Annotated in this window: 31 protein-coding genes; 15 read left to right on the top strand and 16 right to left on the bottom strand. The window is 54.0% G+C overall.

Features of this window, described 5'->3' with window-relative positions:
- Genes ACZ5AM_RS02130 through ACZ5AM_RS02150 form a run of 5 tightly spaced genes read left to right on the top strand, consistent with a single transcriptional unit; the run spans position 1 to position 3,772 of the window.
- A complete protein-coding gene (locus tag ACZ5AM_RS02130) occupies positions 1–525 on the top strand; it encodes an NADH-quinone oxidoreductase subunit B family protein (RefSeq protein ID WP_464915303.1) in 525 nt (174 codons plus the stop codon).
- Complete coding sequence (locus ACZ5AM_RS02135; RefSeq protein ID WP_464915304.1) at positions 518–1,084, top strand: NADH-quinone oxidoreductase subunit C; 567 nt, start codon at positions 518–520, stop codon at positions 1,082–1,084. Before ACZ5AM_RS02130 ends, ACZ5AM_RS02135 begins: the two co-directional genes overlap by 8 nt.
- Entirely contained in the window at positions 1,081–2,358 is a 1,278-nt protein-coding gene (locus tag ACZ5AM_RS02140) for a hydrogenase large subunit (RefSeq protein ID WP_464915305.1), read from the top strand. Before ACZ5AM_RS02135 ends, ACZ5AM_RS02140 begins: the two co-directional genes overlap by 4 nt.
- 5 nt (positions 2,359–2,363) lie before the next feature.
- Entirely contained in the window at positions 2,364–3,356 is a 993-nt protein-coding gene (locus ACZ5AM_RS02145; RefSeq protein ID WP_464915892.1) for a respiratory chain complex I subunit 1 family protein, read from the top strand.
- Positions 3,353–3,772: a 4Fe-4S binding protein gene (locus ACZ5AM_RS02150; RefSeq protein WP_464915306.1), complete on the top strand. Its 420-nt coding sequence runs from the start codon at positions 3,353–3,355 to the stop codon at positions 3,770–3,772. Before ACZ5AM_RS02145 ends, ACZ5AM_RS02150 begins: the two co-directional genes overlap by 4 nt.
- Here the strand turns inward: ACZ5AM_RS02150 and ACZ5AM_RS02155 are convergent.
- From ACZ5AM_RS02155 to ACZ5AM_RS02170, 4 genes are read right to left on the bottom strand one after another with little or no spacing between them, the layout of a single operon-like run.
- Entirely contained in the window at positions 3,764–4,252 is a 489-nt protein-coding gene (locus tag ACZ5AM_RS02155) for a ferritin-like domain-containing protein (RefSeq protein WP_464915307.1), read from the bottom strand. The genes ACZ5AM_RS02150 and ACZ5AM_RS02155 overlap by 9 nt on opposite strands.
- 1 nt (position 4,253) lies before the next feature.
- Positions 4,254–4,733, bottom strand: coding sequence for a ferritin family protein (locus ACZ5AM_RS02160; protein ID WP_464915308.1), 480 nt, complete (start codon positions 4,731–4,733; stop codon positions 4,254–4,256).
- Complete coding sequence (locus ACZ5AM_RS02165; protein WP_464915309.1) at positions 4,726–5,079, bottom strand: ASCH domain-containing protein; 354 nt, start codon at positions 5,077–5,079, stop codon at positions 4,726–4,728. The genes ACZ5AM_RS02160 and ACZ5AM_RS02165 overlap by 8 nt, the downstream gene beginning before the upstream one ends.
- A 9-nt stretch (positions 5,080–5,088) precedes the next feature.
- The gene (locus tag ACZ5AM_RS02170) at positions 5,089–6,201 is read right to left on the bottom strand and encodes an NAD(P)/FAD-dependent oxidoreductase (RefSeq protein ID WP_464915310.1); all 1,113 of its coding nucleotides are present in this window, start codon (positions 6,199–6,201) and stop codon (positions 5,089–5,091) included.
- Positions 6,202–6,262: 61 nt separating this feature from the next.
- Here ACZ5AM_RS02170 and pcp point away from each other — a divergent pair, with 61 nt between their 5' ends.
- Positions 6,263–6,871 carry a pyroglutamyl-peptidase I gene (gene pcp, locus ACZ5AM_RS02175; protein ID WP_464915893.1) on the top strand — a complete coding sequence of 203 codons (609 nt, stop codon included), beginning with the start codon at positions 6,263–6,265 and terminating at the stop codon, positions 6,869–6,871.
- Positions 6,872–6,877: 6 nt separating this feature from the next.
- Here the strand turns inward: pcp and ACZ5AM_RS02180 are convergent, their stop codons facing one another.
- Complete coding sequence (locus tag ACZ5AM_RS02180) at positions 6,878–7,204, bottom strand: hypothetical protein (RefSeq protein WP_464915311.1); 327 nt, start codon at positions 7,202–7,204, stop codon at positions 6,878–6,880.
- A gap of 177 nt (positions 7,205–7,381) precedes the next feature.
- Here ACZ5AM_RS02180 and ACZ5AM_RS02185 point away from each other — a divergent pair, with 177 nt between their 5' ends.
- Entirely contained in the window at positions 7,382–9,322 is a 1,941-nt protein-coding gene (locus tag ACZ5AM_RS02185) for a DUF460 domain-containing protein (RefSeq protein WP_464915312.1), read from the top strand.
- A 25-nt stretch (positions 9,323–9,347) separates the two neighbouring features.
- Here the strand turns inward: ACZ5AM_RS02185 and ACZ5AM_RS02190 are convergent, their stop codons facing one another.
- Complete coding sequence (locus ACZ5AM_RS02190) at positions 9,348–9,656, bottom strand: transcriptional regulator (RefSeq protein ID WP_464915313.1); 309 nt, start codon at positions 9,654–9,656, stop codon at positions 9,348–9,350.
- 4 nt (positions 9,657–9,660) lie between these two features.
- Positions 9,661–10,263: a hypothetical protein gene (locus tag ACZ5AM_RS02195; protein ID WP_464915314.1), complete on the bottom strand. Its 603-nt coding sequence runs from the start codon at positions 10,261–10,263 to the stop codon at positions 9,661–9,663.
- A gap of 130 nt (positions 10,264–10,393) precedes the next feature.
- Here ACZ5AM_RS02195 and ACZ5AM_RS02200 point away from each other — a divergent pair, with 130 nt between their 5' ends.
- A complete protein-coding gene (locus tag ACZ5AM_RS02200) occupies positions 10,394–11,146 on the top strand; it encodes an RAD55 family ATPase (protein WP_464915315.1) in 753 nt (250 codons plus the stop codon).
- A 59-nt stretch (positions 11,147–11,205) separates the two neighbouring features.
- Here ACZ5AM_RS02200 and ACZ5AM_RS02205 read toward each other — a convergent pair whose 3' ends face one another.
- Both ACZ5AM_RS02205 and ACZ5AM_RS02210 read right to left on the bottom strand, forming a co-directional pair.
- Positions 11,206–11,403: a TIGR04140 family protein gene (locus tag ACZ5AM_RS02205; protein ID WP_464915316.1), complete on the bottom strand. Its 198-nt coding sequence runs from the start codon at positions 11,401–11,403 to the stop codon at positions 11,206–11,208.
- A 154-nt stretch (positions 11,404–11,557) separates the two neighbouring features.
- On the bottom strand, positions 11,558–12,535 hold the full coding sequence (locus tag ACZ5AM_RS02210) for a TIGR00269 family protein (protein WP_464915317.1): 978 nt from the start codon (positions 12,533–12,535) through the stop codon (positions 11,558–11,560).
- A gap of 51 nt (positions 12,536–12,586) precedes the next feature.
- Here ACZ5AM_RS02210 and ACZ5AM_RS02215 point away from each other — a divergent pair, with 51 nt between their 5' ends.
- On the top strand, positions 12,587–13,366 hold the full coding sequence (locus ACZ5AM_RS02215; RefSeq protein ID WP_464915318.1) for a hypothetical protein: 780 nt from the start codon (positions 12,587–12,589) through the stop codon (positions 13,364–13,366).
- Between the two features lie 6 nt (positions 13,367–13,372).
- On the opposite strand, the gene ACZ5AM_RS02220 is transcribed toward ACZ5AM_RS02215, so the two are convergent.
- A complete protein-coding gene (locus tag ACZ5AM_RS02220; protein ID WP_464915319.1) occupies positions 13,373–14,506 on the bottom strand; it encodes a site-2 protease family protein in 1,134 nt (377 codons plus the stop codon).
- 99 nt (positions 14,507–14,605) lie between these two features.
- Here ACZ5AM_RS02220 and ACZ5AM_RS02225 point away from each other — a divergent pair, with 99 nt between their 5' ends.
- Positions 14,606–15,721, top strand: coding sequence for a glycosyltransferase family 4 protein (locus tag ACZ5AM_RS02225; RefSeq protein WP_464915320.1), 1,116 nt, complete (start codon positions 14,606–14,608; stop codon positions 15,719–15,721).
- Here ACZ5AM_RS02225 and ACZ5AM_RS02230 read toward each other — a convergent pair.
- The 6 genes from ACZ5AM_RS02230 to ACZ5AM_RS02255 are packed head-to-tail and all read right to left on the bottom strand — an operon-like array spanning position 15,694 to position 20,347.
- Positions 15,694–17,040 (bottom strand): nucleotide sugar dehydrogenase, encoded by a 1,347-nt coding sequence (locus ACZ5AM_RS02230; RefSeq protein ID WP_464915321.1) that lies wholly within the window; start codon positions 17,038–17,040, stop codon positions 15,694–15,696. The genes ACZ5AM_RS02225 and ACZ5AM_RS02230 overlap by 28 nt on opposite strands.
- Complete coding sequence (locus ACZ5AM_RS02235; RefSeq protein ID WP_464915322.1) at positions 17,037–17,987, bottom strand: UDP-N-acetylglucosamine 3-dehydrogenase; 951 nt, start codon at positions 17,985–17,987, stop codon at positions 17,037–17,039. Before ACZ5AM_RS02235 ends, ACZ5AM_RS02230 begins: the two co-directional genes overlap by 4 nt.
- The gene (locus ACZ5AM_RS02240) at positions 17,987–18,427 is read right to left on the bottom strand and encodes a type II toxin-antitoxin system VapC family toxin (RefSeq protein ID WP_464915323.1); all 441 of its coding nucleotides are present in this window, start codon (positions 18,425–18,427) and stop codon (positions 17,987–17,989) included. Before ACZ5AM_RS02240 ends, ACZ5AM_RS02235 begins: the two co-directional genes overlap by 1 nt.
- Positions 18,424–18,609, bottom strand: a complete 186-nt coding sequence (locus ACZ5AM_RS02245; RefSeq protein ID WP_464915324.1) for an antitoxin AF2212-like protein — start codon at positions 18,607–18,609, stop codon at positions 18,424–18,426. Before ACZ5AM_RS02245 ends, ACZ5AM_RS02240 begins: the two co-directional genes overlap by 4 nt.
- A gap of 5 nt (positions 18,610–18,614) precedes the next feature.
- Positions 18,615–19,718 (bottom strand): DegT/DnrJ/EryC1/StrS family aminotransferase, encoded by a 1,104-nt coding sequence (locus ACZ5AM_RS02250; RefSeq protein WP_464915325.1) that lies wholly within the window; start codon positions 19,716–19,718, stop codon positions 18,615–18,617.
- Positions 19,719–19,720: 2 nt separating this feature from the next.
- Positions 19,721–20,347: an acyltransferase gene (locus tag ACZ5AM_RS02255; RefSeq protein WP_464915894.1), complete on the bottom strand. Its 627-nt coding sequence runs from the start codon at positions 20,345–20,347 to the stop codon at positions 19,721–19,723.
- A gap of 58 nt (positions 20,348–20,405) precedes the next feature.
- On the opposite strand from ACZ5AM_RS02255, the gene ACZ5AM_RS02260 reads away from it, so the two are divergent.
- Genes ACZ5AM_RS02260 through ACZ5AM_RS02280 form a run of 5 tightly spaced genes read left to right on the top strand, consistent with a single transcriptional unit; the run spans position 20,406 to position 24,819 of the window.
- Positions 20,406–21,395, top strand: coding sequence for a glycosyltransferase family 2 protein (locus tag ACZ5AM_RS02260; protein WP_464915326.1), 990 nt, complete (start codon positions 20,406–20,408; stop codon positions 21,393–21,395).
- A 4-nt stretch (positions 21,396–21,399) separates the two neighbouring features.
- Positions 21,400–22,545 (top strand): glycosyltransferase family 4 protein, encoded by a 1,146-nt coding sequence (locus ACZ5AM_RS02265; RefSeq protein WP_464915327.1) that lies wholly within the window; start codon positions 21,400–21,402, stop codon positions 22,543–22,545.
- Complete coding sequence (locus tag ACZ5AM_RS02270) at positions 22,542–23,171, top strand: PIG-L deacetylase family protein (protein WP_464915328.1); 630 nt, start codon at positions 22,542–22,544, stop codon at positions 23,169–23,171. Before ACZ5AM_RS02265 ends, ACZ5AM_RS02270 begins: the two co-directional genes overlap by 4 nt.
- Positions 23,159–24,205, top strand: coding sequence for an ATP-grasp domain-containing protein (locus ACZ5AM_RS02275; RefSeq protein ID WP_464915329.1), 1,047 nt, complete (start codon positions 23,159–23,161; stop codon positions 24,203–24,205). Before ACZ5AM_RS02270 ends, ACZ5AM_RS02275 begins: the two co-directional genes overlap by 13 nt.
- Positions 24,202–24,819, top strand: coding sequence for a PHP domain-containing protein (locus ACZ5AM_RS02280; protein WP_464915330.1), 618 nt, complete (start codon positions 24,202–24,204; stop codon positions 24,817–24,819). The genes ACZ5AM_RS02275 and ACZ5AM_RS02280 overlap by 4 nt, the downstream gene beginning before the upstream one ends.
- Positions 24,820–24,829: the final 10 nt, after the last annotated feature.

Raw genomic sequence — 24,829 nt, forward strand, 5'->3', positions numbered from 1 at the left:
GTGAGCATAAAAGTTCCAGCTAACGGAGGTTCAAACTCACCGGAACGCGAGAGGCTTGAGAAAAAGATTGCCCAGCTCTGCCGCTTTATCGGGAAGTCACCGTGGGTCTTCCACGTGAACAGCGGCTCCTGCAACGGCTGCGACATCGAGATAATCGCGGCCCTGACCCCGAGGTACGACGCGGAGCGCTTCGGTGTAAAGCTCGTCGGCAGTCCGAGGCACGCGGACATACTCCTCGTTACCGGGCCGGTGACAAACCAAAGCCTCGAGAGGGTTAAGCTGGTCTACGAGCAGACTCCAGAGCCGAAGATAGTTATAGCCGTTGGCTCCTGTCCCACGGGAGGGAGCGTCTTCTACGAGAGCCCCTTCACCAACGCGCCGTTAAGCAACGTCATTCCGGTTGACGTTTACGTTCCCGGCTGTCCTCCAAGGCCAGAGGCGATACTCCACGGGGTCGTTTTGGCACTGGAAAAGCTGGCTAAAATCCTGAAGGGCAATGCCCCGGAGGTGAGTGGAAATGAATGATAATCCCATTAATGAGGCAAACGAGGTCAAAGAACCAACCAAGGCCGAGAAGGTCGCGAAGACCATAGCGGAGCGCTTCCCGGAGGCGGAAGTTCAGGTAAAGACCAACAAGTGGGGAAGGCAGAGGGTCTGGGTTCGCGTTGATAGGAGTGAGTACCGCGAGCTGATGGCCTTTATTAAAAAGCTCGACGGTGAGGCCCACTACTCGATAGGCATCGAGCAGGACTGGGGGGACGAGCTGGGCTTCCTCAGTCACGTTGTGATCCACTACGACGACGCACCGGCGGTTTCCCTCATAGTCGACGTCCACGCGCCTAAAGACAATCCGGTGATTCCTGACCTGAGCGACATCTTCCCGATAGCCCTCCAGTTCGAGAGGGAAGGCATGGAGATGGTCGGGCTGGACTTTGAAGGTGCTCCTGACAAGAGGAGGCTCTTCCTGCCGGACGACTTCCCCGGGGGGATATACCCGCTCCGCCTCGACGACAAGGGCGTTCCAGAGGAGATGGTGCACAACGCAGGGCACCCCTACTATCTCAAAGGGGGGAAGAAGGCATGACCAAAGTCGAGTACTGGGTGAAGATACCCTTCGGACCGATTCATCCCGGCCTTGAGGAACCCGAGAAGTTCATACTCACCTTAGATGGAGAGAGGATAGTTGACGTTGACGTCAAGCTCGGCTACAACCTGCGCGGAATCCAGTGGATAGCCCTTAGGAGGAACTACATCCAGATAATGTATCTCGCCGAGAGGATGTGCGGGATATGCAGTTTCTCGCACAACCACACCTACACGAGGGCCGTCGAGGAAGCGGGAGGAATAGAGGTTCCCGAGAGGGCCGAGTACATCCGCGTCATCGTCGGCGAGCTCGAGAGGATCCACTCCCACCTGCTCAACCTCGGCGTTTTAGCCCATGACATAGGCTACGACACTCTGCTCCACCTCACCTGGCTGGCGAGAGAAAAGGTCATGGACACGCTTGAGGCCGTCAGCGGAAACCGCGTCAACTACTCGATGGTGACCATTGGGGGCGTCAGGAGGGACATAGACGAGAAGAAGCGAAAGATAATCCTCGACATGATAAAGTACTACCGCGAGGTATTCCCGCAGATAGAGGAGGCCTTCCTCCACGACCCGACGATAGAGGCCTGTTTCAGGGATACTGCGATAATAAGCAAGCGCGTTGCGATGGAGCAGGGCGCGGTAGGCCCAACCGGAAGGGGAAGCGGGATAAGGGATGACGCTAGGTGGAGCGAGAGGCTCGGCGTTTACCCCGACCTCGGGATAAAGCCTGTAATGCCCCAGGACGTTACGGGCGAGAGGCCGAGGGGCGATGTGTTTGACAGGATGGCCGTCAGGATAGGTGAGCTGTGGGGGAGCCTTGAGCTTATAGAGCACGCCCTCGACGCCATGCCGGACGGAAAGATAAAGACGTTCCCAAAGGACAACGTCCTCTACGCGAAGCTGAGGCTCCTCATTGACGGGGAGGGGATAGGGAGGTACGAGGCACCTAGGGGAGAGCTGGTGCACTACGTCCGCGGTAAGAAGGGGAGCGATAGACCACTCCGCTGGAAGCCGAGGGAACCGACCTTCCCGAACCTCTTCTCCGTGGCGAAGGGAGTGATAGGCGACCAGGTGGCTGACTTCGTGGTCGCGGTTGCCTCAATAGACCCCTGCCTGAGCTGTACAGACAGGGTTGCCGTGATACAGGACGGTAAGAGGAAGGTACTGACGGAGAAAGACCTCCTAAAGGCCTCGATAAAGAAGACGCGCGAGATAAACCCCGATATCCGGGGAGACCCCACTCCAATAGGGGCGAGCTGTTCGAGGTGATGGCGATGGACGTGATGGGGAGCATCGTTTACCCGGTTGCCGGCCTGCTCGGCCTCTACGCCTTCGTCTCGCTTGCATCGCTGATCTGGGAGGGGATAGACAGGAAATTAGTTGCAAGAATGCAGAGGCGCGTTGGGCCGCCTATCGTTCAGCCCCTCTACGACTTCCTCAAGCTGGCGAGCAAGGAGACGATAATCCCGAGCACGGCCAACTACATGTTCCGGGCCGCTCCGGTTCTGGCTTTAGCGACAGCCATAGCGCTCCTGGCCTACACGCCGATGGGCTTCACGCCAATTTTAGCGGGCAAAGGCGACGTCATCGTCTTCATATACCTCCTGGCCCTCATAAGCTTCTTCAAGATAGTTGGAGCGATAAGCTCCGGCAGTCCCTACGCGAAGATAGGAGCGGCCAGGGAAGCGACGATAATGGTGTCTAGAGAACCCGCGATGATGCTGGCCATCTTCGCCATAATGTGGCGCCTCGGAAAGCTCGGCGTTGACAAGCCATTCAGCATGGGAATCTTTTACACCCACAACATCTGGGAGATAGGGACACCGATGAGCTTCGTTGGGGCGATTATTCTGCTCTACGTCTTCTGCGTCTGGCTGGCGAGCGAGATAGAGGTCGGGTTCTTCAACATACCCGATGCCGAGGAGGAGATAGCCGAGGGTCTGCTCGTTGAGTACAGCGGGAGATACTTGGCTTTACTCAAGCTGACGAAGGCGCTCAAGGCCTACATAGCAACCTCCCTCGTCGTGGCCATATTCTTCCCCTGGGGGATTTCGGACTACTTCGGCCTCACCGGTCTCTCGGCAAACGTTGCAGACCTGCTCTTCCACACCCTGAAGGTCTTCGCCCTGCTCTTCGTCGTCGAGAGCGTCTTTAGGGCCGTGACCGGAAGGCTGAAGATAACGCAGGCGGTTGACTTCCTCTGGAAGAACGTCTTCCTGGCTTCGCTCATAGGCTCGCTCCTCATAGCGATGGAGGTGATAATGTGAGGGCACCGATACTAGTCCCAACGGTGCTCAGAAACCTGGCAAGGAAGCCAGCGACCAACCTCTTCCCAAAGACGGAGCCAGTTCCGATCCCGGAGGACTTCAGGGGGATAATAGCCTACGACGTTGACAAGTGCGTCGGCTGCAGGATGTGCGTCAACGTCTGTCCTGCGGGAGTCTTCGTCTATTTGCCTGACATCAGGAAGGTTGCCTTATGGACGGCAAGATGCGTCTACTGTGGGCAATGCGTTGACGTCTGTCCGACCGGAGCGCTCCAGATGAGCAGGGACTTCCTCCTGGCGAGCTACGACAACCACGACGACAAGTTCATCCCGCTCAAGGAGGAGAAAATCGAGGAGATACGGAAGAAGCTCGAGGAGCAGAAGAAGGCGAAGGAAAGGAAAGAGAACTCAAAGTAGCCCCTTCTTCTTTCTCCACTCGTACAGGGATTTGAGGGCCCCGTAGTGCCCCCTCTCTATCTCCGCCAGGCGGAGGTAGGCTTCCCTGAGCTTCGGGTTCTCGGTTTCCTCGGCGAGCTTCCTGTATATCGTCTCGGCCAGCTTCTCGCTCTCCATGGCTATCTCGAGCACGTCCCTCAGGTCCTCGACCTTCCAGAACTTGCCGAGGACGTCCAGGGACTCAACGTTGGGCAAGTTCACATCGGCCAGCTCTTCCCCGTACTCCTCGCGGTATATCTTGAGGAGCTCATCGCCGTGCCTCTTGGACTCGTTCCCGAGCCTCCTGAACGTTTCAACGACCTCCTCCGGAAGCCCGAGCTCTTCCGCGCGTTCGGCCAGCTTCCAGTAGGTTTCCGCCTCCTCGTATTCGCCCTTAATCCAGTAGCTCAAAAGCTCTCTTTCGTTCAGCTTCCTTATCTCGTCCAGTATCTCCACTGCCATCTCAACCACCCAGCTTCTCGTATTCCCTCTTGAGGGCCTCGTAGTGGCCCCTTTCAACATCCACCAGCTTGAGGTAGAGTTCCCTTAGTTTCGGGTCTTCCACCTTCTCCGCCAGGGTTCTGTAGGCGTTCATAGCTATGAGCTCGCTCTCCATGGCCGCCTCGAGTACCTCCCTGACCTGGTCGGCCCTCTCAAACCTGTCGAGGACCGGTACAACCTCGAGTGGAGGGACGTCGCTCTCCGGTTCCCTGGAATAGTTCTCCCTGAATATCCTAGCTAAATCATCGGCGTGTTTCCTCGATTCCTTTGAAAGCCTCTCAAAGGTCTCGACAAGGCTCTCCGGAAGACCGAGGTTTCTGGCCCTCTCTGCCAGTTCTTTGTAGAACTCCGCCTCCTCCCGCTCGCTCTTCACCCAGTAAGCCAGAACGTCCTCGTAGCTGAGCCTCGAAAGCTTCTCGACGACTTCGTCCATATCAACCATCCTGACCGCCCCCCATCCATCCGATAGGTTCTACCTCTATTGCCGCGACACCGTACTTCCTCTCCTTCTCCTCCGGGTAGAACCTCCTGTAGACGGCAACGCCCTCCTCAACGCTTTCCACTCCGGGGAGGACGTTCTCGATGCCCTCCCTCTCAAGCATCTCCCTGAATGACGAGTAAACGCGCACGTCCTTTACCACGACCATCAGCCGGTTCTCAAATATTATCGTGTCTCCGGGCCTGATCTTCTGCCTCTTCTCGTCGTATAAGCGGCCTTCAACCTTCTTCCTGCCCTCGGCTGTGGCCATCAGGTACTCCTCCTGCAGGCCCATCCTCCAAGTCGCCATGGGATCACCTCACAGCAGCGCCCTGATGAGGGAGGGGCTTATCCTCAGTAGCGCCGCCAGCAGGCGGGGCTTCTTCGCCAACGCTTTGAAAGTCCTGAGGTGATCATCAAAGTCGGCGTGCTCCTCTATTACTCCCCGGGCTTCATCACCGCCAAGAACCTCAAAAACCTTCTCTATTCCCTCTTGGCTCATGCCTTTAAAGACCTTCCTCACCCTGAGCCCGAAGGAGATCTGCCTCTTAACGGCAGAGCACGACCTCTCGTACTCACCGAGGTCGCCGGTGATTATGGCCTTCGCCAGGTGGTGAGCGCATAGTGCGCCGAACACTATCCCCCCAGCCGTCGTCGGCTTGATCTGGAGCGCGGCGTCCCCAACGAGGGCGACGTTATCCCTGACCCACGGTCTCCTCCAGCCCAGGCCCACGGATCCTGCCTTGAACTCTATCACCGATGTAGGTTTGAGCCCCCTGTCGAGGAGGAACCTCTCAAAGGCCCCGAGCTCCCCGAAGGTCCCCACTCTGGCAACGTCCTCGCTGACCGGGGTTACCCAGAAGAAGAACTCCGGGTTGAGCTCCCTGTTGACCCAGACCTCGGTGAAATCCCTCCTGAAGTTCCCCACCACCTCGACCTCGTAGCCCTTAAGGAACTCGGCCTCGCTCCTCGCCCCGATCTCCCTGGCGACGGTGCTCGCAACCCCGTCGGCCCCGACGTAGAAGTCCGCCTCCACCTCAAAGGTCTGGTTCATGTGCTGTACCCGTGCCCTTCCGCTTTTGAAGCCCAGGAACGTGGTCCCTACGAAGTAGTCCACGCCTTTCTTTATGGCCCTCTTTGCGAGTGCCGCCTCGAAGGTTTTTCTGTCGATGACGTAGGCCTGGGGGGAGTTCCTCTTGATCTCGAAGCTCTGTATCTTCGAGTAGAAAACGGCCCCCCGGAGCTCGTTTACCACCGCCTCCCTCGGGAACCCCAGTTTCTCAAAGCTCTCGGCGCCCACTATGCCGGTGCAGGCCTTCCCGCCGAACGACCTCTTCCTCTCCACCACGGCCACGTCGAGCTTTCCCCCGAGAAGAGTCGCCAGGTAGTTTCCGACGGGTCCTCCCCCGATGATGAGAACGTCGTACCTCATGCTCACCCCTCTGAGGGTGTGGTTTTTTAAGCCTAAAAACCTAACCTTTCCGGTGGCCTGGATGAAGGTTCTGGTTACTGGCTTCGAGCCCTTCGGGGGAGAGAAGATAAACCCCTCCTGGGAGGCGGTTAAAGCCCTTCCCGGTGAGGTAGGTGGGGCGGAGATAGTCAAGAAAAGACTCCCAGTGACTTTCAGGGGGGTGAGGGAGGTACTCCCTAGGCTGATCGTTGAGGAAAGGCCGGACGTGGTGATTATGACGGGCCAGGCCGGCGGAAGGCCCAACGTAACCGTCGAGCGCGTCGCGATAAACGTGATGGACTCAACAATGCCCGACAACGAGGGCTTTGCTCCGGAGGATGAGCCGGTTTTTGAAGGTGCCCCGGCCGCTTACTTCTCAACGCTCCCGATAAAGGCCATCGTGAGGGCTTTGAGAGGCGCTGGGATACCCGCTGGAATTTCCAACACGGCAGGAACCTACGTCTGCAACGCGGCCATGTTTACCGCCCTCCACACGATAGCTGTGGAGGGAATGAAAACTAAGGCTGGCTTCGTACACGTGCCCTTCAGCCACGCCCAGGCCCTCGACAAGCCGAGGCCGTCGATGGCCCAGGAAACGATAAACGAGGCCGTCAGAAAAGCTGTGGAGGTTTCAATTGAATTGAAAGGGTGATTTGATTCAGAGCTCGTTAAAGTCGATCTCGTACGAAACAGAGCCGTTGAAGCTCTGGGCCTCCCTAAAGCGGGCTATCAGCGCGCTCAGGGCCTCTATGAGTGCCCCCCTTATCTCCCCCATCATCTTCTCGGCCTCTTCCCTGGTCTGAAGCTCGAAGGAGCGCTCCTTCAGCTCGGACAGCCTTACCTCCTCGCCCTTCACCTTTATCACGGGATCAACCCCGTCCAGGACGTTCCTGAGCTCCTCGTCGAACTCGAGTTCCCTGACGCGCACCCTGTAGATACCGGAGAGCAGGTCGTACTCCTTGTCAAAAACAACCCTCATCTTCATGGTACCACCGGAACGGTGTTGGCCTCGGATTAAATAACCCTTTTGGTTTGAATGTCCGGAGATGGACGTTTGGTTAACGTTTTAAAGGGCCGGGACTAGTCCAGACATGAGAGGTGGGGGCCTATTCTAATCCTCGGAGTCGACGTAATAAGCGAGAACCCTAAGAGGTTCGCCGTCGTGAGCTGGTTCAATGGAAAACTGGAGAGAAAGGGTGAGTTCACCCTCTACCGCTTGATCCGCTTCATCCAGAGCAAGAGACCGGACATAGTGGCCATCGACAGCGTTACCGAGCTCGGCGACGACCTAAGGAAGTTCCTCCGCTCACTTCCACCCGAAACGAAGCTCGTCCAAGTTACCGGGCGGCCAGGCGAGCAGAGAAGCCTGCAGAGCCTGGCTAAGGAGCACGGGATAAGAACCCTTGACCGCTTCGACCCCTACGAGGAGGCCAAGCTCTCTGCTTTGCTCGCGAGCAAAGGAGTCGGCTATGAGGTTTTGGCTTTTGAGGATGAGGTAATCGTAAAGGTAACCCGCGGGAGGAGCCACGGGAAGGGCGGCTGGAGCCAGGACCGTTACAGGAAGAGGGTGCATAACCTCGTCCGCGACAAGGTGCGCGAGATAGAGGACAGGCTGAGAAGGGCAGACATACCCTTCGACCTCGAGACCGAGGAGAGGGACTACGGACTGGCGAGGGGCGAGTTCAGGGTTTATGCGAGCAGGGAGGAGCTGGCCGGGCTGATAAGGCCGATGCGCGGCGGCGACGTGGAGGTCAGGATCCAGCCGGTTGAGAGGGCTGAGCTCGGCTTTGCGCCGCTCAAGGGCGAGGAGGCTATAAGGGAGAGGAAGAGCATAATAGTTGGCATAGATCCTGGCATAACAGTCGGCATAGCGGCCATAGACCTGAACGGAAGGATAGTCGCCCTCCACAGCCAGAGGAACATGCCTGTCGGTGAGGTCTTCAGGTTCGTGGGCGAGATAGGGCACCCCGTTATAGTTGCTACCGACGTTTCTCCTGCACCGGGATTCGTCGAGAAGATAGCGCGCTCCTTCAAGGCCCAGCTGTTCGTCCCCAGGGAGAGCCTCAGGATAGAGGAGAAGAACGAGCTCCTGAGAAATCTGGGGATCAGCGTGGAGGACGACCACCAGCGCGACGCTTTGGCTGCAGCTTACAAGGCCTACCTCCGCCTCAAGCCCAAGCTGGAGCACATAGATGCGAGGCTCAGGGAAGCCGGCCTGACGAAGAAGGCTGAGGAAGTTAAGGCCCTCGTCATACAGGGCTACAACCTCGGCGAGGCGATGCAGAAGGTTTCCCTCAGAGAGAGGAAGACCGAGGAGAGGCCTGAGGAACAGGCAAAGGAGAGCGTGGACGTTACCCCTTACCTCAGGCGCATAAGGGAGCTTGAAAAGAGGATAGAGATGCTGGAGAGCGAGAACCGCGAGCTCAGGGAAATAATCAGAGAGCAGAGGAAGACGATAGGCAGGCTCGAGAGGAAGCTGGTCGACTACGACGAGGAGGTTAGGAGGAAGATCCTCCGCGAGAGGGAGCTGGAGGCCAAGGTGAAGCGCATAGAGCTCCTCGAGAGGCAGCTGAGGGAAGCTAAGGCAGTAATCGAGCGTCTCAGCAGAGACCTAGTGCAGGTCAAGCGCATGAACGTGGTAGAGATGCGCGGTTCCGCGGTTCCGCTTAAGGTTCTGAAGGTCCTCAGCTGGCGCGAGCTGGAGAGGATTGAGCGTGAAGTCGGGTTGAGGAGGGGCGACGTCCTCTTCGTGATAAACCCCGCTGGAGCTGGAAAGGCCATAGCTGAGGAGCTGGTAGAGAGGGGGATAAGGGCTTTGATAACCGAGAAGCCCCTGCCAGAAACTGTGGCGGAGGTTCTCCGCGAGGCCCATGTGCCATTCTTCACTGGTGAAGAGCTGGATGTGAAGCGCGTCGATGAGTTCGCCGTCGTCGAGAGAGAGACCCTCGAAAAGGCCATCGAGGAGCTTTTGGCCGGGTGGGAGGAGGAAGACCGCGAGAGGGAAACCGAGAAGTTCCTCAGACTGGTGGAGGAGTACCGCATCGAGAGGAAGAGGGAGCTCATGAGAAAGGCGGAGGGGGAGATGGAGAAGAGGCGGGATTGATCCTGATCCCCGTGGACAGGCCGGTTTAATCGGGGGAAGAGACGGCGGAGAGGGCCTCCTTCAGGGCCCTCATGTAGTTCCGGGCCTCAATCGCTCCCTTCTCGGTGATCCTCACGGCCGTTCTAGGCCTGTCTGCGAAGACCTTGTAGACCTCAACGTAGCCTGCCCTCTCGAGGGCCTTTAGGTGGGAATCGAGGTTGCCGGGGGTGAGCTTTAGGACTACCAGGAGGTCTTTGAAGAGGGCCCTTCCCCTCGGCAGGAGGTAGAGCACTATCGCCAGTCTCACGGGATTTCCAAGGACGTGGTTCTTAACCAGCTCCCTGAGGGGCTCCATGCTATCACCGCTCTATGGCCTTGAAGGCCGAGTACAGGTAGAGGAGCACAGTTAGACCGTAAGATACAACCACTACGAAGCCCGCCCACAGTATTGCAGCCCTCTCGATCTCCATTGCCCTCGGAATCGCGAGGAACGGGAGAAGGAACGACGGGATCATCTCGCGGTGCCACTTTCCACCGCCCATCACCAACCACTGGCCGAGGAGCGAGAGTCCTATAAAGACCAGGAACCCGACGGCGAGGCGGGAATCTTCACTAACCCCTATGTTCGTCATGTTGGGTATCACCCACCAGCCGATGAAGGAACCTATCGCCCACGACACGCCGATTCCAACCGCCCCAGCTTCTCTTCCCTTTTCCGTACCGGCGAGTCTCTCTATCCTTCTCCAGAGCTTTACGCTCGCGTAGACGCCCAGGATTATCGCCGATCCCCAGTAGATGAGGGCTCCTGTGGGGTTGGAAAGCCCGAATCCCAAGAGGACGAAGAACAGGCTCATTGCCACCAGCCATATGGTGAAGTTCATCGCCCCGTAGACGTTTGCCGCGGCTATTATCTTCCCCTCGACCCTCTCGAGCACTTGCCTGAGCTCCTCTACCTCCTCCATCTGCGTCACCTCAATTTGAGGTAGGCCTCATAGTATTTATAGCGTGGACTCTCTCTGAATTTCAGAGTACAACCTCCTCAAAGGTTAGTGTTAAATACCCCTTGGGCATACTCCATGGGGGTGAGGCTCCATGGAGATCCTCAGCACGGGTATCCCAGTTCTCGACGATGCCTTGGGTGGGGGCCTGCTCGAGGACAGCAACCTTCTGATAGTCTACAGGACCTACTCCCGCGGCTGGGCGCTCGGGCTTGAGATACTGAGAAGGAGGATCGAGATGGGCGATTTTGGGGTGATAATAGATTCCGTTCTCCCACTCACCCCTTTGAAGATGGAGCTAGGTGCGATCAACTACGATATAGAGGCTATGGCCGCTAAGGGGGATCTGGCAGTCATAGACATATTCTCGTCGTTCTACGGCATAAACTACCCTGAGGAGTTCGTTTACACGGATCCAACAATGGACACGGGAACTTTCGTCCCCAAGTACACAGAGCTCTACAGGCGGCTCTTGAAGAACCTCATCGGCGACAGGAGGCCAGTGGGGATAGATGTAACCGTCGACGGCATGGCGTTCCTTCTGGGCGAGAAGAACTTCATAAGGACTTTTCAGCGCCTGATGGCCCTTAAGGAGAGGGCCAGGATAAGCGAGAAGCGGAAGAGGCCCCTGAACATATTCCTCCTCAACAGGAATCGGGCCTCTGAGGAGCTCGTCTCGTGGATGGCCCTCTACAGTCAGTACGTTATAGAGATCGAACCGACCGAGAACCCTAGTGAGGAGAGGCTCTTCGTTAGGAGTTCACCTCTTCCGACCTTCGTTCCCAACGAGAAGGGCTACGTCTTCCGCCTCGTTAAGGGTAACGTGGAGATAGAAAAGACCGAGTAGGTAATAGGTTTAGTTTAGCTTTCTTTTTCCTCAGTAGTGATCTGAGTTAGCTCCATAAACTACCCGCCGGCCCTGGCCAGTCTGAGCTTCTCTATGAAGCGCTCGATTTCCTCAGGACTTCCCTCAATCAGGACCCTGTTGAGGGTTATGCCGTTTCTCTCAATTTTTCCAAGGAGAACCAGCTCGACCTCCGCTTTGCTCCTTTTCCTGAGTTCTTCGAGCTCTTCCATGCTTATCGGTGTTTCAATAACCCTCAAGGAGGAACCTCCACAGCGGAACGATTTCGATCACCTTTTTCCCATTTACGTTCCATCGCTCAGGATTTGAAAGGTCACGGCGCCTGGTTTATAAAGGTTGTTTAGTATGCCAAACAGGTATTTATAAAGAGCTGTTCAGTACGATAACCACCTATTACTTGACCCTGAATGTCAGTTCCCTTTCCCTCGCCTTCCTCTCGACCTGAAGGCGGAACTGGCAGACCTTGCATATCTCCCCGGTTGTAGGCTGACCGCATATCTTACAGCGGTTCAGCTCGCTGGTTTTCTTGGTGTAGGTCTTCGCGATGAGCGGGAAGAGCTTGTCGTAGCTCCGCAGGATTTGATACTTCGTTCCCGGATGCTTTTCTTCCATCTCGTTGAGCCAGTCCCTTATTTCGGCCCTAAAGGCTTCAACCGCGTATGGGCACTCGCTTAAATCAACCTCAATGTTGTTCAGAACCGCGTAGAGGACTATCTCCTTCTCGGGAATCTCACGGAGGGGCTTTATCCTCGGCACAAGCTCCGGGTGGATTTCCTCGTAGTAGGGGCCTGTTCTTCCCAATCGGGCTATGTCACCGCGGAGGATGTTCATTATGAACATCTGGACTTCATCATCCAGGTTGTGGCCTACCGCTAATTTGTCGGCTCCGACGTCCTTTGCCGCGTAGTTTAAAAGCCATCTCCTCCAGACGCCGCAGTAGGAGCAGGCACCGACTCTTTCGCCCTTCTCGAAGCTCCCCATTATCTCAACGGTCTCATCCAACGTGAAGCCAATGTATTCCTTGAAGGAATAAATCCTGTGCTCTATTCCGAGCTTCTTCGCGTTCCTCTTCGCTATCTCCACGCTTGGAGGTCTGTATCCTGCTATGCCTTCATCTATCGTTATCGCGACTAGCTCGAAGGGGAACTTCTCTCGGAGCTTTGCCAGGAGGTGCATCAGAACCACGCTGTCCTTTCCACCGGAAACCCCAACCGCTACCCTCTCGCCCTTCTCGATGAGGCGGTACTTCTTGACGGTCTCCTTGAACTTCTTTTCAACCATCTCGTTGAAGTGCTTGTGGCAGTAGTACCTCCCGGTGTAGCGGGCGTGATAGACTGCTGGACGACCGCACTTTGAACACTTTCTGTCCATGTTCCGATGATCGTGAATGGGTTTAAAAACGATTGCGTGGAACGTGGTTTGGTGACGATTATGGAGGAGATTCTCGAAAGGTTCAAGCCTAAGGTTGTGAGGACAGGGGTGGACGAGCTCGACGTAATGCTCGGCGGAGGGTTGCTCGAGGGGGGCACGCTTCTCGTCATCTACGATGCCTCATCCTTCGGGTGGACTGTGGGCGTTCAGATCTTCAGGAGGCTGACCGAGCTCGGCGGCTTTGGACTTATCACCAGCTATTCGTTTCCAATAAGCCTGCTCGAGAAGTACGCCCTGACAATGCGCTACGACGTTCTTGAGGAGGGTAAACTCGGCAGACTCGCGATAGTTGACATCATAGGGTCCCTTTACGGTGTTAGGGCTGATCTGCCTTTCGTCTACTATCCCGGCACGATAGACTCCGAGACGTTTCTGGCCAAGTTGGAGAGGGTACACGGGAGGATCTTCGAGGAGCGTTTGAACGGCAGGAACCCTGTGAGGATCTCGGTCACGATAGACGCGCTCCCCGACCTGTTTGGGGAGGAGGCCTCAATGAGGATCCTCAGAAGGGGCATGATGATGAAGGAGGCGGGCCTCCTGAGGAACGGGGGAGTTGGGCCCATAGACATCCTGCTCCTCAACAGGGAGAGGGCCAGCAGGCGCTTCATAGAGTGGCTCTCGCAGTATTCTGAGCACATAATTGAATTCAAGCCCACCGGAACCCCAGGCATCGAGAGGATGCTGGTGAGGAAGTCCCTGCTCCCCGACTTCACCCCGTCGGAGGCCGAGTTCAGGTTCAGCAGGGGGAACCTCTCGATCCGCCCCCTCTGAGCGTTTTTATCTGGCCAAGTTCAGGAGGGCCGGCCAGAGGTTGAGGGCGAGCAGGAGTAAACCCACGCCTATCGTCGCGTACCTAACCGGCTTCACTACGTTCTCTGGGAGGTACTCCTTCAGGACATCGTCGAGCATCCTGCCGCCGTCGAGTGGGACGAGCGGGAAGAGGTTCATCAGCCCTATTCCCAGGTTGAGGATGTATATCCAGTAGAACGCGAAGAAGAGCGGGAATATCAGCCCTTCGTGGCCGACCTTCGAGGTGTAGTGCTGGCCCAGGTATATCCCGATGTAGGGCTTGTCGGGGTTGTTCTCCCTCGCGCCCAGCTTCAGGCTTAGGCTTTTCTCCTCCCCGTTCCTCAGAACCGTGAGGGTTATGACTTCACCCGGCCTCGTGCCGTTTATTGCCTTCTCGAAGTCCTCGAGGGTCTTTATCGTTTCGCCGTTTATCCCGACTATAACGTCCCCCTTCTCCAGAACCCCAAACGCCGGGGCACCCTGCACCACGCCGGCGACCTCGATACCGGCCGGCTGGAGCAGGGGAGTTAGGGCGAGGTTTATCACCATGACGGCTATAAGAGCGGTCACTATGTTTGCGAGCGAACCTGCCCCGTACACCCTGAGTCTCGTCCGGAGGGGGGCCCTTTTGAGCTCCTCCTCGTCCGGTTCCACGAAAGCACCTGGGATCACGAAGAAGAGAACGAGCCCGACCGACTTGAGGGGCAGTCCGTCGGCCCTCGCGGTTACACCGTGACTCAGCTCGTGGACGATCATGACGACGGCCAGCCCTATGAGGCCGTACCAGAGGGGTATCGTGAGGCCTGGGATTACGAGCTGAACTCCGGCCTGCCTTCCGTGGGTCTGAACCGTGGCCATGGCCGTTTTAAAGAGGGCGTAGAAGACGTAAGCCATTCCCATGAAGCCTAGCGCTATGCCGACGTCGGCGTAAACCTTCCAGAGCTTTCTGCTCCTCTGAGCGAGCCTGTCTATAAACCCCAGGAGCCTCTTGGTGCGCCACATGATTATGAACACATCAACCGCTAACCCTTCCTCTTCGTTGCTCCTCTCCCTGAACAGGATGTACACCGCCACCCAGAACAAAGCTATCGCACCCAGAGCCGTCACTAAAGTCGAGACCATGGCCCATCTCCTCTCGCTCTGCTCCCTTTAACTGGACTGGGGCTTTAACTTATAAACCTGCCGACGTTAGTATATGCGGCGGTGTGCGTGGGGGAGACGTTGAGGGTAGCGTTCGTCTACGACGTGATCTACCCGTGGGTGAAGGGCGGGGTTGAGAGGAGGATTTACGAGCTGGCCAGGAGGCTGGCCAAGAAGCACGAGGTTCATGTCTATGGATACAGGCACTGGGAGGGGAGCTCTGAAATCGAGCGGAGTGGGATTCACTATCACGGTCTCACTCCCCTTGGAAAGATTTATCTTTTGGGAAAGAGGAGTCCCTTCCCCATGCTCCAACTGGCGTCGAAGCTCCCTCTGGTTAGGGAAGAGCTCAAGAGCTACGACGTCGTTGACGTTCAGAACCTCTTCTATCCCGGAGCGCTGGCTTTAAAGGGCCTCAAAAACGCCGTTCTGACGTGGCACGAGTTCTGGGGGGGTTACTGGCTGGGGTACTGGGGTCCCGCTGGGATAGTGGGAAAGGCCGTTGAGAGGGCGCTCTTTTCCTTTGATCGCCACGTTGCCGTTTCATGGAAGACGAAGTTTGATTTAATTGAGGCCGGTCTGAGAAAGCCCGTGGCTGTGATTCCCAACGGCGTTGACGTTGAGAGGATAAGGTCGGTTCCTCCCGCCGAGCTGGAGTCAGACGTTATTTTCGTTGGCAGGCTCATTCCCGAAAAGGGCGTGGGCCTGCTTTTGAGGGCCCTGGTCGAGGTGAAAAAGGAAATCCCCGACGTTCAGGCGATTGTGGTGGGCGACGGTCCAGAGAGGGAAAAGCTTGAGAGGCTTTCCAGCATACTGGGGCTGAAGAACAACGTTGCCTTCACAGGCTTTTTCCAGTCTCACGACGACGTCATCGCCCTCATGAAGGCATCTAAGGTCTTCGTACTCCCATCAAGGAGGGAGGGCTTTGGCATGGTTGTTCTTGAAGCTATGGCTTCCAGTCTTCCTGTGATCACGCTCGATGCCCCTATGAACGCCGCGAGGTTTCTGGTGGAGAACGGGAGGAGTGGGTTTGTTATTGAGGCTGGGGAGTTCGGGAGGGCTCTCCTCGCGCTCCTTGATGATGGAAAACTTGGCAGGAAAATGGGAATGATAGGAAAGAGCCAGGCGGTGAGATATGGGTGGGAAAACGTGGTAAGAGCTTGGCTAGCTTATCTGACCCGTCCTACCCTCATGTAGATGAAGCCCGCCTTCTCAGCTTTCTCAGGGTCAACAACGTTCCTCCCGTCGATGATAACTTTTGTGCGCATTTCCTTCGCGATTTTCTCAAGGTTTAGCTCCTTGAACTCCCTGTGGTCGGCGGTGATGACTATCGCGTCAACTCCATCGAAGTCCTCCTTCCACTCAGCTTCAAAGCGCTCAGCGTCTTCCTTTGTACATAGTGGATCGTAGGCGTAAACGTTGGCGCCCCATTCTTTGAGCTCCTCTATGATGGGCTTTGCAGCCGCCTTCATAAACTCCCTAACGCCACCTCTGAAGGTCAAGCCGAGAACAAGGATGTTGCTTCCCTTCAAAGGTTTGCCGGCTTCGTTCAGGGCCTTAACTGTGAGCTCAACAACGTGGTGCGGCATTGAGTCGTTTATCTCCCTCGCGGTCTTGATCAGTCTCGGGTTGGTTTTCCTGGCAAGGTTTATCACGAACCATGGGTACACGGGGATGCAGTGTCCTCCAACGCCGGCACCGGGCATGTGAAGGTGGCAGTAGGGCTGTGTATTTGCAGCTTGGAACACTTCGAGGGCATCCAAACCGTGCTCCTCGCACCACATAGCTAATTCGTTGGCAAGGGCAATGTTGACGTCGCGGTAGACGCCTTCGAAGACTTTAACTGCCTCGGCCGCCTTTATAGAACTCATCGGGACGACGCCCTTCCTGTTGATGGTTTCGTAGATTCCAATAACTGCTTCAAGGGTCTTCTCGTCGCTCGCACCGACTATCTTCGGATACTGGCCGGTGATATCTCTTATCGCGGTTCCCGTCATAGTCCTCTCGGGGGCATGTGCTAAACCAAAATCGCCGAGTTTAAGTCCAGATTTTTCTAGGATCGGGACGAGGCTCTCCGTAGTTCCCGGCGGCATGGTGGCCTCGGTTATGACTATATCGCCTTTTTCAAGCCCCTGGCTTATCTTCTCGGCAACATCGTAGACTGGATTAAGCTTTAGGTTTCCCCTCTCATCGGTAAGGGTTGGCACTAGGATGACCATAACGTCGGCCTGTTTAGCAGCCCAGACGCCGTCGATAGTTGCTCTTAGTCTTCCGGCTTCGACATTCTTCCTAACGAGCTCATTGAGACCTGGCTCCTCTTTGATGTGATTCTCGCCCCTATTAATCCTCTCGACAACCTTTTCGTTGATGTCAACACCGATAACGTTGGCCCCGTGGTCTGCAAAGACTGCCGCCAGCGGGAGGCCCATCTTGCCCATTCCGTAAACCGCTATCGTAAACTTCCCGTTTCTGAAGGCCTCCTTAACCTGCTCCCTGCCCAGCCCGATAAGCTTCATTCTTTCACCTCCAGAACCTTTCCTGTTCTTGCGCTCTCTTGGGCCAGTAAAGCCACCTTCAGGGCGTGCAAACCGGCTTCGCCGTCAACAATGGGTCTCTTTCCCGCCTCAACGCACCCTATGAAGTGCTCGATCTCGTTCCTCAGGGGTTCCCTCTTCTCGATCTTGGCCTCCTTGATCCAGTCGCTGTTGTAGAGCCTTAAGCTCTGTTCGATGTAGTTGAGGTACGCTATTCCACCGGTTCCGACTACGGTGAGGTTTCTCGTTTTGTGGGGTGTAAGCCAGTTTGTCTCGACTATTCCCGTGCCCTCGTCAAAGCCGAGCGTTATTAGGGCGTGGTCTTCGACCCCCGCGGGGTGAACTACGTTTCCGGCCCTTGCGTAAACCGTTCTGACTCTCTCATCAAAGAGATAGCTTATCACGTCTATGTCGTGAACCCCGAGGTCTATTATTATCCCAACATCACGTATGCGGGCCGCCATTGGCCCAACTCTCTTGGCGCTGATGGTCACGAGCTTCCCCAGCTCCCCCTGAGATATCAGCTCCTTGAGTCTCAGTACGGCAGGGTTGAACCTCTCGATGTGACCTACCATCAGGGTAACTCCCCTCTCCTCCGCCGCACTTATGAGGGCTTCGGCGTTTTCTATGGTGTCTGCTATCGGCTTCTCGACTAGAACGCTCGTTCCCTCCTTTATGAATTCCAGAGCGACGTCTTTGTGGAGAGAAGTTGGAACGGCAACAGTTACCGCGTCCAAGTGTTCCCTCGCGAGTTCCCTATAGTCGGCGTAGGGGATAGTGCCGAACTTCTTTGCTATTTCCTTTGCTCTCTCAAAGTTGGCATCGGCAACTCCAACGAGTTCGACTTTTTCCTCTTTGGCCAGCTCTGAGTAAACCCTCGCATGGTGCTGGCCCATCATCCCAACGCCAACCACTCCAACGCGGAGCATTATCCTCCCTCCATCTCCTTAATACTCTCCAGGACATCAGCTCCCTCAAGGAGATAAAACGCCTTTATTCCGAATTTCTTTGCGCTTTCAACTTGGACTCTGTCGCTCGATACTAGGATTGATTCAGTTGTTTTGGCTGCAGCGATGTAGAATGAATCTGCCGCACGGCATCCCGTTTCAATTGCTATTAGGAACGCCAGCTCGAAGATATCGGACAGGGATACGAAGTTCAGATGTTTGAAGGTTTCCTCTGCCGTTGACACTGCCTCGTCCTGTCTCATCCTCCTCACGAGTTGGGAGGCAAGTTCGATTTTGAATAAATCCGGCTCAAAGATTGGTTTGCCTTCGATCATCTTGAAAAGCTCTTCTGAAAGTCTGGTTCTATCGGGCTGGTATTCAAAGAATAAGTCAATAAAAATAGAAGTATCGACCACTATCATCGCCTTTCCTCCACAAATGCCTTCAGGAGGTCTTCTTTAACTTTCTTTCGATGCTTCCTGGCTATTCCAATGAGGGTATCCTCCCTGAGGAGTATAACTATTCCCCTAGTGCCATCTTTGATCCTGAGTTTTTTGATGGGAACGAACACACCGTCTTTGTAAACCACCTCGATTTCCTCCATTCACGTCACCTGGAGAGCTCTTCGAGAGCGCTTACTATATAGTTTATGTCCTCACTGCTCACCGCCGGGTGCACCGGCAGGCTGAGGACTCTCTTGCTTGCTTCTATCGCGTTCGGACAGCAGTCCTGCTCGTATCCGAGCTCCTTAAAGAGCGGCTGGTGATGGAGGGGCAGTGGGTAGTAGATCCCGGTTCCGATTCCCTTCTCTCTAAGCTTCTCTGCAAGCTCGTCCCTGCTCAGCGGGAACTCTTCCTCCACCCTTATCGTGTACTGGTGGTAGACGTGCTTGACGTTCGGGGCGACGTAAGGTGGAGTCAGTCCGGTTATCTTTGATATTCCCTCGTTGAGCCTCTCGGCGTTTTTTCTCCTCGCTTCGTTCCATTCGTCCAGCTTCCTCAGCTGAACCCTTCCGAGCGCTCCTGCAATGTTGGTCATCCTCAGATTGTAGCCCAGGGTAACGTGGTAGTAGCGTTCCTTCTGTCCGTGGCTCCTTATGAGCCTCGCTTTCTCAGCCAGTTCATCGTCGTTGGTGACCACCATTCCGCCCTCTCCAGTTGTCATGTTCTTGGTGGGATAGAAGCTGAACGCCGCGATATCACCAAAGGTTCCGACCATCTGGCCGTTGTACTCAGCACCGTGGGCCTGGGCGCAGTCCTCGATGAGATAGAGCTTGTGATCCTCGACTATCTCCCTGAAAGCCTTCATGTCAGCGGGTTGGCCGTAGAGGTGGACGACGAGGATTGCTTTTGTTTTGTCGGTTATCCTTTCGAGAACGTCGTTTGGGTCAAGGTTGAAGGTTTTTGGGTCGATGTCCGCGAAAACCGGCTTGGCCCTCTGGAAGAGGATCGAGCTGGCGGTGGCGATGAACGTGAAAGGCGTTGTTATAACCTCATCCCCGTCCTTTATTCCAAGGGCCTTGAGGGCAACATCGAGAGCAGCGGTTCCGTTGGCGACGGCTATTCCGTGCTTGGCCCCCAAATAGTTTGCAAACTCCCTTTCAAAGGCCTCAACCTCTTTTCCGTGGGCGAGCATTCCGCTCTTGAGAACCTCGACGACGGCGTTTATCTCATCATCCCCGATGAGGGGTTTGGCTATGGGGATATTCCTCATCTTCAGCACCCCTTCTCTTTCTCTTTTAAATAGCGCTCGTAGTCTTCCTTTCTTATTTTAACCTCCCTCCCGCAGTGGGAGCACTTGAAGATGACATTCTCTTCGTCTTCGCCGATTTTGTTCTCCTCATTCAGTTTTCTCCCACAGTAGCAGACGAAGCCCTTTAAGCGGGCGGGGTTGCCGTAGACGAGGCCAAAGGGCGGAACGTCCCTGGTAACGACCGCTCCCGCCCCAACCATGGCGTACTCGCCTATGGTTACCCCACAGACGATGGTGGCGTGCGCCCCTATGCTTGCTCCCTTCTTTACGAGGGTTGGCACAACCTCCCAGTCCTCGTTGAAGGCTCTTGGATAGAGGTCGTTTGTGAACGTCATGTGCGGACCGAGAAAAACGTCGTCTTCAACCTTGACTCCGTGATAGACGCTCACTCCGTTCTGGATCTTAACGTTGTTGCCTATCTCAACGTCAACGTCGATGTAAACGTCCTTCCCGATGTTGCAGTTTTTACCTATCTTAGCGCCCTTCCTGACATGGGCGAAGTGCCATATCCTGGTTCCTTCACCGATTTCTGCACCCTCCTCAACAACGGCTAGGGGATGGACGAAATATTTTTTAGGCTCATCTGACATTGGGAACACCGAATGTAGGATACGGTCTTTGAATATAAGGGTTGCCCCGGTGGAACCGATGGATGAAAACGATGAGTTCCCTTTCGTTTCGGTCATAATCCCCGCTTACAACGAGGAGCGCTATATTAGGAAGTGCCTTGAGGAGTGGGTGAAGCAGGATTACCCTAAGGACCGCTACGAGATTCTGGTTTACGACGGCATGAGCACCGATAGAACGGCTGAGATCGTGAAGGAGTTTGAAAAGAAGTATCCGGGGCTTGTGTTCTACAGGATTAATCCAAAGAGGAGGCAGGTTTATGCGTTCAACATGGGGATCAGGGAGTCAAGAGGGGAGTTTTTCATTATCTTCGGTGCCCATGCCTACCCTGAAAGGGATTTCCTGAGAAGGAGCGTGGAAACATTTTTGAGGGTTAAGACAAAAGAGTCAAAGCTTGCTGGAGTTGGGGGGAAGATAATAAAGCTCTACGAGAGCAGACTGGCCAGGTTCGTTTCTTTGATATACTCCTCCCCGCTGAGCGGTGCGAGCACCTTCTGGTACGAGGAGCAGCCGCACTTTGCAAAGACCGTTGCCTTCGCTCTGTACGATAAGGAGACTATCTTAAAGGACGTGGGGTTTTTCGATGAGGATATGATAATTGGTGATGACTTTGAGTTCAACCTCAGGATAAACAAGAAGGGTTATAAACTGTTTTTCAATCCTGAAATTAGAAGCTACTACTTCGCCCGCTCAACCTGGAGGGGTTTTTTCAGGCAGAGCTTCAACTACGGTGCCGTTAAGAGCATGGCCATTAGGAAGGGGTACTTCTCTCCCATCTGGCTCTTTCCCCTGGTTTTCATGGGCTTCGAGTTCCTCGCGGTACCTTTTTTGATTATACGGTGGCTCTTTGCCTTTTACTGGCTCATACTTATCGCTGAGGGTTTCAGGCTCTGGAGGAAGACGAAAAACTTAGACGCCCTAGCCCTTTCCCCTGTGATGTGGCTCTTCCACAACCTTATAAGCCTCGGCTTCTTAGCGGGGCTGGTGTTCGGAAAGAAAGCATTCAGGTGATCTTATGAAGGTAGTAATGACCGTTAGCAATCCCTTTAAACCCGATCCTAGGGTTTACAAAGAGGCTAAGAGCTTGGTTAAGGCTGGATATGAGGTTTATGTTATTGCGTGGGACAGGGAGGGAAGGTATCCTGAAGAAGAGGTGGTAGATGGGATTAAGGTGATAAGACTCGGTCCGCGTGCCACATACGGTTCGGCAATGGTGCTTAAGCTTCCCCTCTTTTATCTGAAAGCATTTATGCTAATTTTAAAGCTAAAACCTGATGTGGTTCACACCCATGACTTCGATACCGCTGTTCTAGGGTTCGTTCTAAAGCTCTTAAAGGGCATTAGATGGGTCTATGATGTTCATGATCTTTACTTTACGTTTTTCTCAATGGAAGGGAGAGCTGGCTTTCTCCAAAAAGTTCTTCGTGGTATTGTGAGAAAAATTGATTTGATCTTTGCCATACATGCTAATCAGCTTATTGTTGCAACTCAGTCCCTTGGAGGAGTACATGAGGGATTAAGGGAATACTACATAAAAGAGAGAACTCCCCCAGAAAAGATCATAACAATCTGGAATGTCCCTGACGTTGGGTTTTTTGAGAGATTTGATAAATTAAACCTAAAAAAGCCGGATAAATTCACCATAGGTTTCATTGGTCCTCAAAGGACGGTTTCTAACTTTATAGCTCTTTTTGAAGCCATAAAACACGAACCTGAAAAGTACAAGGTGCTCTTGGTTGGGGAAGGTAGATCTACCAGAAAATTAAAGCAAATCGTGAGAGAAAGATACCCTGATCTGGATATTGAGTTCATTGGAAACGTTGATTATAGGCTAATTCCAAACTACTATTTACTCTGTGATACGGTCTTCTCTGTTTTTCCAAATAGAGATAATGTCAAGCGAGGAATCTCAATGAAAGTGTTTGAGGCCAGCATTATGGGTATACCTGTCATAGTTAACAAAGACAGCCTGAACGAGGATTTTGTGCGTGAGTGTAAGTGTGGTGTGGCCGTGGAGTGGAACTCAGTAAAGAGTCTGAGACGGGCAATATGTAGTGTGAGATTTTTTAAACCATTTGATTATGAAGTATTAAAGACACACTGGAATTGGAACAATGAAGAACTTAAACTTACAAAACTCTATAGGGGGTTGTTGAAATGAGGGCCCTGTTCCTCTCTCCTCATACTGATGATGTAGAGCTTGGTGCCGGTGGTACTTTGGTCAAATTCTTGGAAGAGGGGCATGAGATTTACTGGGTGGTATTTTCTACTGCGGAGGACTCGCTGCCCCCGGGGATACCCAGAGACGCCTTAAGGAGGGAATTCTTGTCTGTCATTAGTGACCTTGGTTTGAAGAGTGAACAGTACAGGATTCTTAACTTTAGGGTAAGGCATCTCCCGGAACACAGGCAGGAGGTTCTTGAGGAGCTCGTCAGGACAAGGAAGGAGTACTCGCCGGATCTAGTGATCGGACCGTCCCTCAACGACTACCACCAAGACCATCAGGTTGTCGCTTGGGAGATGGTGAGGGCGTTCAAGAACAGCGCCTCAATAATAAGCTACGAGTTGCCATGGAACCACGTTAGGTTCAACACTCAGCTGTTCGTCAGGCTTGAGGAGAGGCATATTGACCGGAAGATAGCCCTCCTAAGCCATTACCAGAGTCAGATATCCCTTAATCGTCCTTATTTTTCAGAGGATTTCATAAGAGGGTGGGCACGGACGAGAGGTGTTCAGGTGAGGGTCAGGTATGCAGAGGCGTTTGAGGTGATAAGATGGATAATCTAAAGGTTCTTATAACCGGTGCTGGGGCTCCAGGAATCCGTGGGACACTGTACTCTCTCAAGAAGAACTGGGATAAGCGAGGAATCACCACGATTTGTGTGGATATGAAAGATGAAGTAGTTGGCAAATATCTGTGTGATGAATTTTATCGAGTTCCACCTGCTTCGGAGGATGAATTCATACCTGTCCTACTGGATATCTGCGAGAAGAAAAATGTCGACGTAGTTCTTCCTCAGGTGACGGCTGAGCTCTTTCCCCTTGCAAAACATAGGAAAGACTTCGAGAGAATTGGGACCAAAGTTGCGGTTTCAGATTACATGGCGATAGCCAACGCGAACAATAAGTATAGTCTCCTGAAGGTGGCCAAAAGGCTTGGAGTGCCCTATCCTGAGTTTTACCTTGTGAGCGATTGGAATTCGCTTGAAAAGGCGGTTGATAGGCTTGGTTTTCCATTCGTGGTAAAGCCTCCAGTTTCGAGCGGTATGCGGGGGTTTAGAGTGGTTTATCGAGAGATGGACAGGAAAAAGAAGTTCTTTGAGACGAAGCCGGACAGTTCTGAGATAACCTTTGAAGAACTCCATAGCATACTTGGGGATGAGTTCCCGGAGCTCCTTGTGATGGAATACCTGCCTGGAAGAGAGTACAGTGTGGACATACTCTCCTCTAAAGATCGGGTTTATGCTGTAGTTCCCAGGAGGAGAGATGTGATAAGGACGGGCATAACTTTCGTAGGGACCGTTGAAAGTAGAAATGACATAATAGGGTCTTCCCGTGCATTAACCGCGGAGATTGGTCTTGAATACGCTCATGGACTTCAATTTAAGGAGGATTCAAACGGGGTTCCTAAAATAATTGAGTCTAACCCAAGGATCCAGGGCACGATGGTTCTATCCACCATAGCTGGTGCAAACATTATCTACGGGGCCGTCAAGCTCGCTCTTGGCGAGGAGTTGCCAGAGTTTAGAATAAGATGGGGTGCGAGGCTTTTAAGGTACTGGGGTGGGGTTGGGATTGGCGATGGGGTGGTTGAGATATGAAGACTTGGATGAAATACAGGGAGTATCTCCTTGTCGGTGAGTGGCACGTTCACACCAGCTACACTGACGGCAAAAACAGTGTCTTTGAAATGTGTGCCCGAGCTAAAGAGATTAGCCTCCCACTGATAGCCTTCACCGAGCACGTAAGGAAAAACCTCAGCTATGACTTTAATGAGTTCTTAAGCGACATTGAAAGGGCGAGAGAGGAGTCCCCTGAACTCATAATTCTGAGTGGTTTTGAAGCAAAGGTCCTCCCCGACTGCACCCTTGACGTTGAGAAAAGTCTTTTTGAGGATGTTGATTACCCAATATTCGCTTTCCATAGTTTTCCCAATGATAGAGGGCTCTATCTTGAGTGTTTGAAGAAAGTGATAAAAAATCCCCACGTGAATACCTGGGCCCACCCTGGGCTTTTTCTCAGAAAGAAAGGCTATAAACTTGAACGTGAGGAGCTCATGGAGGTGTTCCGTCTTATGGAGCGTCACGATGTGTTGCTGGAGATAAACGGGAAGTACAAGCTCCCTCCGAAAGAATGGATCAAGCTTGCTGGCTGGTCAGGGGTGAATTTTGTAAGGGGGAGTGATGCGCACTCTGTGGACGAAGTAGGCAGGTAGGTGGACAAAA

This window comes from Thermococcus fumicolans (assembly GCF_055386755.1).